An 11480-nucleotide genomic window follows, 5' to 3' on the forward strand; every position below is an offset into this window, starting at 1 on the left:
TTTCCTTACTTATAATTCGGTGTGGAATGTGGCTGGCAACGGTTAGCGCTGGATCTCACGGTCCGCGTCTAGCGTGTAGGGCAACTGCAGCAGGGTCAGCGGCAGGCCGTCAGGAGACCCTAGAAAAAGTCGACCATCAGTCGCCGCATCTTCCTGCAGCACGGCCAACAGTTCTAGCGCGCCCTCAGCGGCTGCTGCCATGACGACTTCGCCAACGCTTGAGCCATGAACCGGGGAGTAGATTTCAAGCCCGGCGGCCGGCACCGGTGCATCGATGTTCTGAACCGCAAGGCGATGCAGCCGGCGCTTCAATTTACCCAGATACTGCATCCGCGCGACGATTTCCTGGCCGGTGTAACAGCCCTTCTTGAAGCTGACGCCGCCCAGCGCCTGCAGGTTGATCATCTGTGGGATAAACAGCTCACGGGTCGCGGCTGCCACCTGGCCGATACCGGCGCGAATCTGTGCCAGCAGCCAGCGATCTGTTGACGCCTCGGGGAGCTGGGCCGCCAGCCGAAGCTGGGTGGTCTCGGCGTCCTTCGAGCGGGTCCAGAGCTCGGCGCGGCCATCGCTGAGGCGCACGGCGATCAATCCGTGCGCGGCGGCCACGGCGTCGGCCGTCTGGGGAAGATCTAGGCCAAGGCTGACAAGAGCACCGTCACCTTCGCTGAGTCCGAATCGAACCCATTCTGCGCTCTCATCATGCAGTTTGGATTTTGAGAACGCGGCAAACTTGGTCAGCTCGGCCAGTTGTGCCTGGACCAATTCGCGATCCATCGCCAGCAGATAGCCGTCTCCCTCTGGGAGGATGCGGAAGCTGGACTGCATCCGACCTTTGGGTGTGCAGCGCGCACCGAGACTCGAATGCTGTTCATTGAGGTAATTGAGGTTGCAGGTCAGTTGTCCCTGCAGAAACTTGCTAGCATCCGCGCCGCGTACGGCCAGGACGCCTTCGTGCGACAAAACGCAAAAGAAAGCAGTGTCAGTCATGACGAGTCGCCGTGGAGAAATCCGGACCGGCATCATAGCAGGCCATCGGTGAAATACAGTGTGCGCCAACTGCCACTCCGGGCCCTGTTAATGCGTGTGCCGCCTGAACGCTGCAGTCGGTATAATGCCGCGCTTCAACTCAGGAGCTTTTGCATGGTCGAACAATCCGAACTCAATCGCCTGTTCTGGCAGAGCCGTCGCGGCATGCTCGAGCTGGATGTGCTGCTGGTGCCTTTCGTCAAGGAGGTCTATCCGCAGCTCGACGAAGAGGATCAGCGCCGTTACCGCAAACTGCTGAGCTGTGAGGACCAGGATATGTTTGGCTGGTTCATGGAGCGCGCCGTGCCCGACGACGAAGATCTGCGCTACATGGTTCGAATGATTCTTGACCGTGTCCAGCCATAGTAGCCAGGCATTCGAATGTCGGTGGCATGCATCTGGCGCGCTGTTGGCGCTGTATCTGCTGATGGTGATGCTGGCCGTAATCACACTGTTGTTATTGCCGGTGCCATCCTGGCTGAATGTGCTCGGGTTGTTGCTGTGCGCGCTGCACGCAGCCTGGGTTATACCGTCGCACCTCTTGCTCTGTCGTGGTTGTTCATGGCTTGGTCTGCGCCATGATCAGCACGGCTGGTCGCTAAGGAGTCGGGAGGGCGGTTGGCAGCCGGTGCAATTGTTACCTGACAGCATTGCGCTACCGCTGGTTGTAGTATTGCGATTCAAATTGCCGGGCGACTGGTTCTCTCAAGGGCTATGCATTCCGCGCGGGGCTATGGCGCCGGAGCAGCACCGACGCTTACGGCTCAGACTGAAGTTCAGTCGTCGTAGGTGGGCGGCACCAGAATAGTGTCTGTCGCTTCGGGTAGCTGTTCAGGGTAGTCCAGCGTGAAATGCAAGCCTCGACTTTCCTTGCGTTGCATGGCCGACCCGATCATCAACTCGGCAACCGTTGCTAGGTTCCGCAGCTCGATGAGGTCCCGACTGACTTTGTAATTACTGTAGAACTCATCGATTTCCCCAAGCAGCAAGCGAACCCGGTGTTGTGCGCGCATCAGTCGCTTGGTGGTGCGAACGATGCCAACGTAGTCCCACATGAACCGTCGCAGCTCGTCCCAGTTGTGCGCAATGATGACGTCTTCGTCTGAGTCCGTAACCTGAGTTGCATCCCACGTCGGCAGGACGTTGGGCGAGGCGACGCCCGGTAGTTCGCGCAGCATGTCCTGGGCAGCAGAGCGCGCGTAGACGAAACACTCGAGCAGCGAATTGCTGGCCATGCGATTGGCGCCGTGCAGGCCGGTGAAGCTGGTTTCGCCGATTGCATAGAGCCCAGGTATGTCGGTTCTGCCGGCTTGGTCAACCAGCACGCCGCCGCAGGTATAGTGAGCCGCAGGCACTACGGGAATTGGCTCGCAGGTAATGTCGATGCCGAACTCCAGACAACGCTCATATACGGTCGGAAAATGCGCTTTGATGAATTCCGAAGGCTTGTCGCTGATGTCCAAGAAGACGCAATCGATGCCGAGGCGCTTCATTTCATGATCGATCGCGCGGGCCACAATGTCACGTGGCGCTAATTCCGCGCGTGGATCGAAACGTGGCATGAAGCGTTCGCCGTTGGGCAATTTCAGTACGGCACCCTCGCCGCGTAATGCCTCGGTAATGAGGAAGCTTTTGGCTTTTGGATGGTAAAGGCAAGTCGGATGAAACTGATTGAACTCCAAGTTGCCTACTCTACATCCTGCGCGCCACGCCATCGCGATGCCGTCGCCGCATGCCCCGTCGGGGTTGCTGGTATATAGATATACCTTCGCGGCGCCACCCGTTGCCAGTACGGTGAACTTCGCGTGGAAGGTATCCACTTCGTCGGTGTTTCGGTTCAGTACGTACGCGCCAAGGCACCGCTTGCCGCTCAATCCCAACTTGCGTTCAGTGATCAGGTCAACGGCGACGCGCTGATGCAGCAGATCAATGTTTTCCCGATCATGAGCGCGGGCAAGCAAGGTGTTAAATATCGCTGCGCCGGTCGCATCGGCCGCATGAATGATGCGTCTGTGACTGTGTCCGCCCTCCCGGGTCAGGTGATATTCGAAGCCGTCTTCTTCGCGTTCGGCGTCGTCGCGGGTGAAGGGAACGCCTTGTTCGATCAGCCACTGGATGGCTTCGCGGCTGTGTTCGACGGTAAAGCGTACCGCTTCTTCCTTGCACAGTCCGCCGCCGGCAACGAGGGTGTCGGCGACATGCGATTCGATTGTGTCGGTGTTGTCCAGTACTGCGGCCACACCGCCCTGAGCCCAATACGTCGAGCCGTTCGCCAGCTCGCCCTTACTCAGCACTGCGACCCGAAGCGAGGGTGGAAGGTTGAGCGCCAGGGTCAGACCGGCTGCGCCGCTGCCTATGACTAGAACGTCGTATTGATAATGTCGGCTCATTTCGAATCTCACGTTGAGGCGAGCGCTAGTATATAGGCGCGTCCCCCGGCAAAATAGCGGGCCTTGTTGGACTTGGCTGGATGCTTTGGAACTTTTCTTGCAGGCTCGTCTCTATAGACAGTTGTGGATGCTGACCGGCTGGCCATCGTTCGGTGGGCGGCGGTTTTTTGCTGTGGATATTAGAGGGGTGTCGTCGAAACGGTTCGTTTTGGCGCGTCGCTCGTCAATGCCGTCAGGTGTGTTGCAGGAATGCTTGCTTGGAGGGGGAGAACTTTTGTGTAAAGCCCGGGTCTATTCTGGCAGGTCAGCTCGTAGGCGAGCGCAGCACCCCTTCCGGGTCATGGAGGAGTGTTTATGCTAACCCAGGAGCAGGACCAGCAACTGGTCGAACGAGTGCAGCGGGGAGATAAACGGGCTTTCGATTTATTGGTATTGAAATACCAACACAAGATTCTAGGGTTGATCGTGCGCTTTGTGCATGATTCTCACGAAGCCCAGGATGTTGCGCAGGAAGCCTTTATTAAAGCCTATCGCGCGCTTGCGAATTTCCGCGGGGACAGTGCTTTTTATACATGGCTGTACCGCATTGCCATCAATACGGCAAAGAATCATCTGGTTGCTCGAGGAAGGCGGCCGCCTGACAGCGATGTCAGTTCCGAGGATGCCGAGTTCTATGAAGGCGATCACGCCCTCAAAGATATCGAGTCGCCGGAACGAGCGCTTCTCAGGGATGAAATTGAAGACACAGTTCATAGAACTATCCAGCAACTTCCAGAAGATTTACGTACCGCTCTAACACTGCGTGAATTTGATGGTCTTAGTTATGAAGACATTGCAAACGTCATGCAGTGTCCGGTGGGTACGGTCCGCTCACGGATATTCCGGGCGCGGGAAGCCATCGATAAAGCATTGCAACCCTTGTTGCATGAATCCTGAGACAGCGGCGATAGCCAAGAGAGGAACCGCCATGAGTCGTGAAGCCCTGCATGAATCGCTGTCCGCGGTGATGGATAACGAAGCGGACGAGTTGGAATTACGTCGAGTGCTCTCCGCAGAGGGCGACAATGAAATGCGGTCGACCTGGTCGCGCTACCAGATCGCGCGTGCCGCAATGCATAAGGAGCTGATCGAGCCTCGTCTGGATATTGCCTCGGCAGTGTCGGCGGCGTTGGCTGATGAGCCTGCAATCACCGCCGTTAAGCCACAGCGCTTCGCTTGGCGTAATGTTGGTCGTCTTGCTGTAGCGGCATCGGTTACAGTCGCTGTGTTGGCAGGTGTGCGCCTGTACAATCAGAGTGAAGTAGCCGGCCCTCAGATTGCTCAGCAACCTGCGCAACCGAGCATTGCAGTCCCGCAAGCTACTCAAGGTCCCGCTGTACTAGCTGGTTATAGCGAAGGTACGGTTACTTCCGGTGCCCAGGTGTCGGGTGCGGAGGCGCCGGCTGAAAGCTGGCATGAAAAGAGATTGCCGGCTTATGTGCGTCAGCATGCTCAGCAGGCCGCTTTCGGTAGCGGTTCGGAAAGTGCTCTGCCCTATGCTCGTGCTGCCAGCATGGAAGATCGTTAAGGAACAACATGCGTGTAATGCCGCTGTTTGTGGTGCTCGGAGGCTGGCTATCTATGCCGGCCTTTGCTGCTGAGGCCGATGTGCTGATGCAGCGACTTGCTGACGCTGAGAAAAAGCAAAGCTATCAAGGCACTTTTGTCTATGAGCGCAACGGAAGTTTTTCCAGTCACTCTGTTTGGCAGCTGGTAAAAGAACGACAGCTGCATGAGCGACTTTTGCAGCTTGATGGTCCGGCGGCAGAGGTTGTGATGCTCAATGGGAAGATTCAGTGTGCATCTGAAGACATGGCTTCCCAAGTGAGAGAAGTGACGCCGTGGCGCCAGCAGCAACTGGAGCCGGAACTGCTATCCAAGTGGTACAACTTTCAAGTTATTGGCGAATCCCGAGTTGCAGGGCGACCCACGGTCGCGCTAGCGGTTCGTCCCCGGGATCAGCATCGTTATGGCTTCGAGCTGCATCTCGATCGTGAAACCTCCCTGCCGCTTAAATCGTTGTTGCTTGACGAAAGCGGACAGTTGCTCGAGCGCTTTCAGTTCACGCATTTTGCACCAGGCTCGGTGGCTGCCGCAGAGGTAAAAGGTGGAGCTGATTGCAAATCGGTCTCGGTTCCCGCAGGGCAAGCGGAGCCGGCATCAATTCAATGGCGCTCTGATTGGCTGCCTGATGGGTTTCAGCTAATCGACTCAAGCGTGCGTCCAAGCCCCGCTTCACAAGAGTCGGTGACTTGGCTGGCTTACGGTGATGGCATTGCTCGTGTATCGGTATTTATCGAGCCATTGGGCGGCGCTGTGGTCGAGGATGCGCGTAGTCAGATGGGGCCGACTGTGGCCGTATCGAAGCGTATATCCACGGCTGGCGGCGATGTGATGGTCACTGTCATTGGGGAAATTCCTCTAGGTACTGCGGAGCGAATCGCATTGTCCATGCGCTCTGGAGTTGATCAGACGCCGCAATGATCGAGGAGTCAGGTCGTGTAGTCGCGTTGGCGCCCGGTGCTGTCTGGGTTGAGACTGAGCGCCATAGCACCTGTTCAGGCTGCTCTGCGAGGAGTGGCTGCGGCCAGGGGCTGGGTGAAAGACTTGGTATTCGCGAGCGCCGGGGTTTAATACTGGCGGTCTCTGACCTTCGGCTCAGTGTAGGGGACACCGTTGTGGTCGGTATCCGCGAAAGCGTGTTGCTACGTGGCGCAGTGCTTGTCTACCTTTTTCCGCTGATCATGCTCTTCATCGCTGCACTCGTCGCTTCTGAGCTTTCGGCTGCCGAGCCATACGTGATGCTCGCCGGGCTTAGTGGGTTTCTGGTGGCCTGGCTCCTCGTGCGCAAGCGCAGTCAGCAAACAGCAATGGATCCAGCGTTACAACCGGTCGTTCTGCGCGCCTCAATGGCCACTGCGGCGGTGTAATCAGGCTTTGTGGCTGCAGGTATGTCAAGGCCAGCCTGGCCAGTCATCCACTTCTATCTCCTCGTTCTTTGCGTCAACCATCTTCCGCAAATCGCTCAGGTTTAATTCGCGTGTTGCTCAGCGGCAGTGAAATTTCCATCGTATATGGCGTAGAACCGCATGCCCGCAGTGATGATATGCGCTAGTTCGATCGCTTTTCGCGCCTATTGATGGCTACGGTGTGCAGTTGATGTCGAGGAGGCCTGGTGTTGCAAGTCGCTGGGAGCGGCGTGGCACTGATTAGACCTATCAGGTACACTTTGCGGCTATTTTCGGCGGGCAATCGGCTCGCGACGTATTAGAGTGTTGAGCTGTGAGCGACCTGAGTCATATCCGCAATTTTTCCATCATCGCGCACATCGATCATGGCAAGTCGACCCTGGCTGACCGTTTCATTCAGATGTGTGGCGGTTTGACCGAGCGTGAAATGAACGCTCAGGTGCTTGATTCGATGGATCTCGAGCGCGAACGAGGCATCACCATCAAGGCGCACAGCGTCACGCTGTACTACAAAGCGAAGGATGGCAAAACTTATCAGTTGAACTTTATCGACACTCCAGGCCACGTGGACTTTACCTACGAGGTCAGCCGCTCGCTGGCCGCCTGTGAGGGTGCGTTGCTGGTGGTCGATGCGGGGCAGGGCGTAGAAGCGCAATCGGTAGCCAACTGTTACACGGCTATTGAGCAGGGCTTGGAAGTCATGCCAGTGCTGAACAAGATGGATTTGCCTCAGGCCGACCCCGATAAGGTCAAGGACGAAATCGAACATATCATCGGCATCGATGCGACCGACGCAGTGGCTTGCAGCGCCAAGAGCGGCATGGGCGTAGACGATGTGCTTGAGCGTCTGGTTGCGGTCATTCCTCCTCCAACCGGCGAAATCGATGCACCGCTGCAGGCTCTGATCATCGACTCCTGGTTCGACAACTATCTCGGTGTTGTCTCGCTTGTCCGCGTTCGCCATGGCCGGATCAAGAAGGGTGACAAGGTCCTGGTCAAGTCCACCGGCAAGGTGCACCAGGTCGATAGCGTCGGAGTATTCAATCCGAAACATACCAGTACGGCCGACCTCAAAGCCGGCGAAGTAGGCTTTATCATTGCCGGCATCAAAGATATCCATGGTGCCCCCGTTGGTGACACCCTGACGCTGTCCAATACGCCTGATGTCGAGATGCTACCTGGTTTCAAACGGGTTAAGCCGCAGGTTTATGCGGGCCTGTTTCCCGTAAGCTCCGATGATTTTGAAGATTTTCGTGAAGCGCTGCAAAAGCTGACTCTCAACGATGCCGCGCTGCAGTACGAGCCCGAGAGCTCGGACGCGCTTGGGTTCGGCTTCCGTATCGGCTTCCTCGGTATGCTGCACATGGAAATCATCCAGGAGCGCCTCGAGCGTGAGTACGACCTGGATCTGATCACTACGGCACCGACCGTGGTCTATGAGCTGTTGTTGAAGAGCGGCGAGACTATCTATGTCGATAGCCCATCCAAGCTGCCCGATCTGTCTTCCATTGAAGACATGCGTGAACCTATCGTCCGGGCCAACATTCTTGTACCTCAAGAACATCTCGGCAGCGTTATTACGCTTTGCGTTGAAAAGCGTGGCATCCAGCGCGATCTGCAGTTTCTCGGAACGCAGGTCCAGGTTCGCTATGACCTGCCTATGAGCGAAGTGGTACTCGACTTCTTCGATCGCCTCAAATCAGTCAGTCGCGGGTACGCTTCGCTGGATTACAGCTTTGAATGCTTCCAGTCAGCCAATCTCACCCGTCTGGATATCCTGATCAATGGTGACAAGGTCGACGCGCTAGCGCTGATCGTGCATCGGGACAATGCGCATTACAAAGGCCGAATCCTCGTCGAGAAGATGAAGGAACTGATTCCCAGACAGATGTTCGACGTGGCCATCCAGGCTGCGCTGGGCGGTCAAATCGTCGCGCGAAGCACCGTCAAAGCCTTGCGCAAGAACGTTCTGGCGAAGTGCTACGGCGGCGACGTGAGCCGTAAACGTAAGCTTCTTGAGAAGCAGAAGGCCGGTAAAAAGCGGATGAAGCAGGTCGGCAACGTGGAAATTCCGCAAGAAGCCTTCCTCGCAGTGCTCAAGGTAGATAGCTGATATGTCGATCAACTTCCCGCTGTTGCTGGTCATTGCCGTTGCTGTGTGCGGTTTTCTGGCGCTGCTCGATTTGGTGGTGTTCGCACCTCGTCGTCGGGCTGCAATCGCTAACTACGAGGGCCAGACCGGGGAGCCTGATCAGTCAACGCTGGACGCTTTGAATAAAGAGCCGGTTCTGATCGAGTACGGCAAATCGTTTTTCCCAGTTCTGGCAATCGTGCTGGTATTGCGCTCGTTTCTGATCGAGCCGTTCCAGATTCCGTCGGGCTCAATGATTCCAACACTTGAGGTCGGCGATTTCATTCTGGTCAATAAGTTCGCCTATGGCATTCGGCTGCCGGTGGTCGACACCAAGATCATCGAGGTTAGTGATCCGCAGCGTGGCGATGTCATGGTGTTTCGTTATCCCAGCGATCCCAATATCAACTACATCAAGCGTGTCATAGGCCTGCCGGGCGATGTGGTTCGGTACAGCAGCGACAAGCGGCTGAGCATTAACGGCGAGCTGGTTCCTGAAATGCTTATTGGCGAAGAGCCCGGGAGTCTGGGCAGCGCCAAGCTCTACCAGGAAAAACTTGGCGAAGTGGAGCACTTGATTCGCAAGGAAATGGCCCGCTATCGGATCGAACCCAACCGCGAGTGGCGGGTTCCGGCTGGTCATTATTTCATGATGGGTGACAACCGCGACAACTCCAATGACAGTCGCTACTGGCATGACGCGGCGATTCCGGAGGAATTTGCCGGTATGGTTCCGGACCGCAACATCGTCGGCAAGGCCTTCGCCGTATGGATGAGCTGGCCCGATCCGAAGTTCAGCAACCTGCCGCACTTTTCGCGCGTCGGATTGATTCACTAAGTCTGTGAATCAGCGCCCGGTTCCAGCGAGCCGGACCGTTATATTTGCACAGCCCCGATCCGCGGGTAACGTACGACATAGAGGTCGACATGAGTTTCGCTCGTTCGCAAAAAGGGCTGTCCATGCTGAGCTGGATCATGGTGCTGGCACTGGTGGCGTTTTTTGCCAGTACCGCATTCAAGATGCTGCCGCATTACTTCGACTATATGTCGATGGACAAGATCATCTCCGGGGTCGAAAGTGACAAGGCCGCAGACATCCGCACCGTACGAGACTTTTACAGCCATGTACGCAAGGGCATGGATGTCAACGGCATCCGCGATCTGAACCTCGAAGAGGCACTGAAGGTCGTGATTGAAAATAACGAGTTCAAGGTGCACTTGGACTATGAAAAACGCGAGCCCCTGATCCGTAATCTCGATCTGGTGGCGAACTTCGATAAAGAATATCGCCTAAGGATGCCGTGAGCACTTCGTTAGCCCGTCTCGAGCGTAGGCTCGGATACCAATTTAAGGACCAGGAGCTGATGCTCCTGGCACTGACCCATCGCAGCTATGCCGGACGCAATAATGAGCGTCTTGAGTTTTTGGGCGATGCCATTCTCAACTTCATCGCTGGCGAGGCGCTATTCAACCATTTCCCTCAGGCTAAGGAAGGGCAGCTGTCGCGCCTTCGAGCACGCCTGGTTAAAGGTGAAACGCTTGCTGTACTTGCTCGGGGGTTTGAGCTCGGTGAATACCTGCGGCTCGGCTCCGGTGAGCTGAAGAGCGGTGGTTTCCGCCGCGAGTCGATTCTTGCCGATACCCTGGAAGCCCTGATTGGCGCCATCTATCTTGATGCCGGCATGGAGGCGGCGCGTGACCGCGTGCTGGCTTGGCTTGCCAACGAGCTGGAAGGGCTTACGCTGGTTGATACGAACAAGGACCCAAAGACCCGTTTGCAGGAGTTTTTGCAATCGCGGGCGTGCGAATTGCCAAAGTATGAAGTCGTGGCGATTCAAGGGGACCCACATTGCCGGACCTTCTTCGTCGAGTGCCAAGTGTCACTGTTGCATGAGAAAACACAAGGGCAGGGCGCCAGTCGGCGTATTGCCGAACAGGTTGCCGCTGCCTCGGCACTGATAGCGCTGGGCGTGGAGAACGGTAATGACTGAAGAACGAGTTGAAGGTGAAGAAATCACCCGCTGCGGCTATGTAGCCATTGTCGGAAGGCCCAATGTGGGTAAGTCGACCCTGCTTAATCACGTCTTGGGCCAGAAGCTCGCGATCACCTCGCGTAAGCCGCAGACAACCCGTCACAACATGCTTGGAATCAAGACCGAGGGGGCCGTTCAGGCGGTCTACGTCGACACCCCCGGCCTGCACAAGAATGGCGAGACGGCGCTGAACCGCTATATGAACCGCACCGCCTCTTCAGCGTTGAAGGACGTCGACGTGGTCGTCTTCGTGGTTGATCGCACTCGCTGGACTGATGAGGATCAGCTCGTGCTTGAGCGTGTCCAGTATGTCGAAGGTCCGGTCATCGTTGCGGTGAACAAGACCGATCGCGTCGAAGACAAGGGCGAGCTGCTGCCGCATTTCGAATGGTTGGCTCAACAACTGCCAAGAGCAGAGATCGTGCCGATCTCCGCCCAGCACGGGCAGAATCTGGATGTATTTGAGAAGCTGGTAGCTTCGCACCTGCCCGAGGGCGAGCATTTTTTTCCCGAAGACCAGATCACCGACCGCAGCAGCCGTTTCCTGGCCGCAGAGCTGGTGCGTGAAAAGATCATGCGTCAACTCGGCGCCGAGGTGCCTTACCAGATCACCGTTGAGATTGAAGATTTCAAGCAGCAGGGCCATGTGCTGCATATCCATGCGTTGATTCTGGTAGAGCGCGACGGCCAGAAGAAAATCATCATTGGCGACAAGGGCGAGCGCATCAAGCGCATTGGCCAGGAGGCGCGCAAGGACATGGAGGTGCTGTTCGACTCCAAAGTCATGCTCAATCTCTGGGTGAAGGTGAAGAGCGGCTGGTCCGACGACGAGCGCGCACTGCACTCGCTCGGCTACAGCTGACGCAAGTTCTGCGACACCTGCCCGACT

13 protein-coding genes are annotated in these 11480 nt (G+C 56.7%); 11 read left to right on the forward strand and 2 right to left on the reverse strand.

Annotated elements, in window-relative coordinates; translation table 11 throughout:
- Positions 1 to 42 precede the first annotated feature (42 nt).
- Positions 43 to 990 (reverse strand): YgfZ/GcvT domain-containing protein, encoded by a 948-nt coding sequence (locus tag CXK96_RS06895; RefSeq protein ID WP_102835735.1) that lies wholly within the window; start codon positions 988 to 990, stop codon positions 43 to 45.
- A 153-nt stretch (positions 991 to 1143) separates the two neighbouring features.
- Between CXK96_RS06895 and CXK96_RS06900 the strand changes: the two genes are divergently transcribed.
- Both CXK96_RS06900 and CXK96_RS20915 read left to right on the forward strand, forming a co-directional pair.
- Positions 1144 to 1395: a succinate dehydrogenase assembly factor 2 gene (locus tag CXK96_RS06900; RefSeq protein ID WP_102835736.1), complete on the forward strand. Its 252-nt coding sequence runs from the start codon at positions 1144 to 1146 to the stop codon at positions 1393 to 1395.
- Positions 1382 to 1837, forward strand: a complete 456-nt coding sequence (locus tag CXK96_RS20915; RefSeq protein ID WP_102835737.1) for a protein YgfX — start codon at positions 1382 to 1384, stop codon at positions 1835 to 1837. The genes CXK96_RS06900 and CXK96_RS20915 overlap by 14 nt, the downstream gene beginning before the upstream one ends.
- On the opposite strand, the gene nadB is transcribed toward CXK96_RS20915, so the two are convergent.
- Positions 1806 to 3419 carry an L-aspartate oxidase gene (gene nadB / locus CXK96_RS06910; protein WP_102835738.1) on the reverse strand — a complete coding sequence of 538 codons (1614 nt, stop codon included), beginning with the start codon at positions 3417 to 3419 and terminating at the stop codon, positions 1806 to 1808. The genes CXK96_RS20915 and nadB overlap by 32 nt on opposite strands.
- A gap of 354 nt (positions 3420 to 3773) precedes the next feature.
- Between nadB and rpoE the strand changes: the two genes are divergently transcribed.
- From rpoE to era, 9 genes are all read left to right on the forward strand, one after another.
- Complete coding sequence (gene rpoE / locus CXK96_RS06915) at positions 3774 to 4355, forward strand: RNA polymerase sigma factor RpoE (protein ID WP_019342233.1); 582 nt, start codon at positions 3774 to 3776, stop codon at positions 4353 to 4355.
- A 31-nt stretch (positions 4356 to 4386) separates the two neighbouring features.
- Positions 4387 to 4986, forward strand: coding sequence for a sigma-E factor negative regulatory protein (locus CXK96_RS06920; protein WP_102835739.1), 600 nt, complete (start codon positions 4387 to 4389; stop codon positions 4984 to 4986).
- Between the two features lie 8 nt (positions 4987 to 4994).
- On the forward strand, positions 4995 to 5942 hold the full coding sequence (locus tag CXK96_RS06925; protein ID WP_102835740.1) for a MucB/RseB C-terminal domain-containing protein: 948 nt from the start codon (positions 4995 to 4997) through the stop codon (positions 5940 to 5942).
- Positions 5939 to 6388: a SoxR reducing system RseC family protein gene (locus CXK96_RS06930; protein WP_102835741.1), complete on the forward strand. Its 450-nt coding sequence runs from the start codon at positions 5939 to 5941 to the stop codon at positions 6386 to 6388. Before CXK96_RS06925 ends, CXK96_RS06930 begins: the two co-directional genes overlap by 4 nt.
- A gap of 352 nt (positions 6389 to 6740) precedes the next feature.
- A complete protein-coding gene (lepA, locus tag CXK96_RS06935; RefSeq protein ID WP_102835742.1) occupies positions 6741 to 8540 on the forward strand; it encodes a translation elongation factor 4 in 1800 nt (599 codons plus the stop codon).
- Between the two features lies 1 nt (position 8541).
- Positions 8542 to 9396 carry a signal peptidase I gene (gene lepB, locus CXK96_RS06940; RefSeq protein ID WP_102835743.1) on the forward strand — a complete coding sequence of 285 codons (855 nt, stop codon included), beginning with the start codon at positions 8542 to 8544 and terminating at the stop codon, positions 9394 to 9396.
- A gap of 89 nt (positions 9397 to 9485) precedes the next feature.
- Positions 9486 to 9863, forward strand: coding sequence for a DUF4845 domain-containing protein (locus tag CXK96_RS06945; RefSeq protein ID WP_102835744.1), 378 nt, complete (start codon positions 9486 to 9488; stop codon positions 9861 to 9863).
- The gene (gene rnc, locus CXK96_RS06950) at positions 9860 to 10549 is read left to right on the forward strand and encodes a ribonuclease III (protein ID WP_102835745.1); all 690 of its coding nucleotides are present in this window, start codon (positions 9860 to 9862) and stop codon (positions 10547 to 10549) included. Before CXK96_RS06945 ends, rnc begins: the two co-directional genes overlap by 4 nt.
- Complete coding sequence (gene era / locus CXK96_RS06955; protein WP_102835746.1) at positions 10542 to 11453, forward strand: GTPase Era; 912 nt, start codon at positions 10542 to 10544, stop codon at positions 11451 to 11453. The genes rnc and era overlap by 8 nt, the downstream gene beginning before the upstream one ends.
- Positions 11454 to 11480 lie beyond the last annotated feature (27 nt).

This window comes from Stutzerimonas stutzeri (genome assembly GCF_002890895.1).
GTDB classification, from domain to species: Bacteria; Pseudomonadota; Gammaproteobacteria; order Pseudomonadales; family Pseudomonadaceae; genus Stutzerimonas; species Stutzerimonas stutzeri_AB.

Coding starts and splice junctions, on each gene's coding strand:
- era (WP_102835746.1), top strand. CDS start 10,542: ATGACTGAAGAACGAGTTGAAGGTGAAGAAATCACCCGCTGCGGCTAT.
- nadB (WP_102835738.1), bottom strand. CDS start 3,419: ATGAGCCGACATTATCAATACGACGTTCTAGTCATAGGCAGCGGCGCA.
- CXK96_RS06925 (WP_102835740.1), top strand. CDS start 4,995: ATGCGTGTAATGCCGCTGTTTGTGGTGCTCGGAGGCTGGCTATCTATG.
- CXK96_RS06895 (WP_102835735.1), bottom strand. CDS start 990: ATGACTGACACTGCTTTCTTTTGCGTTTTGTCGCACGAAGGCGTCCTG.
- CXK96_RS06945 (WP_102835744.1), top strand. CDS start 9,486: ATGAGTTTCGCTCGTTCGCAAAAAGGGCTGTCCATGCTGAGCTGGATC.
- CXK96_RS06930 (WP_102835741.1), top strand. CDS start 5,939: ATGATCGAGGAGTCAGGTCGTGTAGTCGCGTTGGCGCCCGGTGCTGTC.
- CXK96_RS06900 (WP_102835736.1), top strand. CDS start 1,144: ATGGTCGAACAATCCGAACTCAATCGCCTGTTCTGGCAGAGCCGTCGC.
- rpoE (WP_019342233.1), top strand. CDS start 3,774: ATGCTAACCCAGGAGCAGGACCAGCAACTGGTCGAACGAGTGCAGCGG.
- CXK96_RS06920 (WP_102835739.1), top strand. CDS start 4,387: ATGAGTCGTGAAGCCCTGCATGAATCGCTGTCCGCGGTGATGGATAAC.
- lepB (WP_102835743.1), top strand. CDS start 8,542: ATGTCGATCAACTTCCCGCTGTTGCTGGTCATTGCCGTTGCTGTGTGC.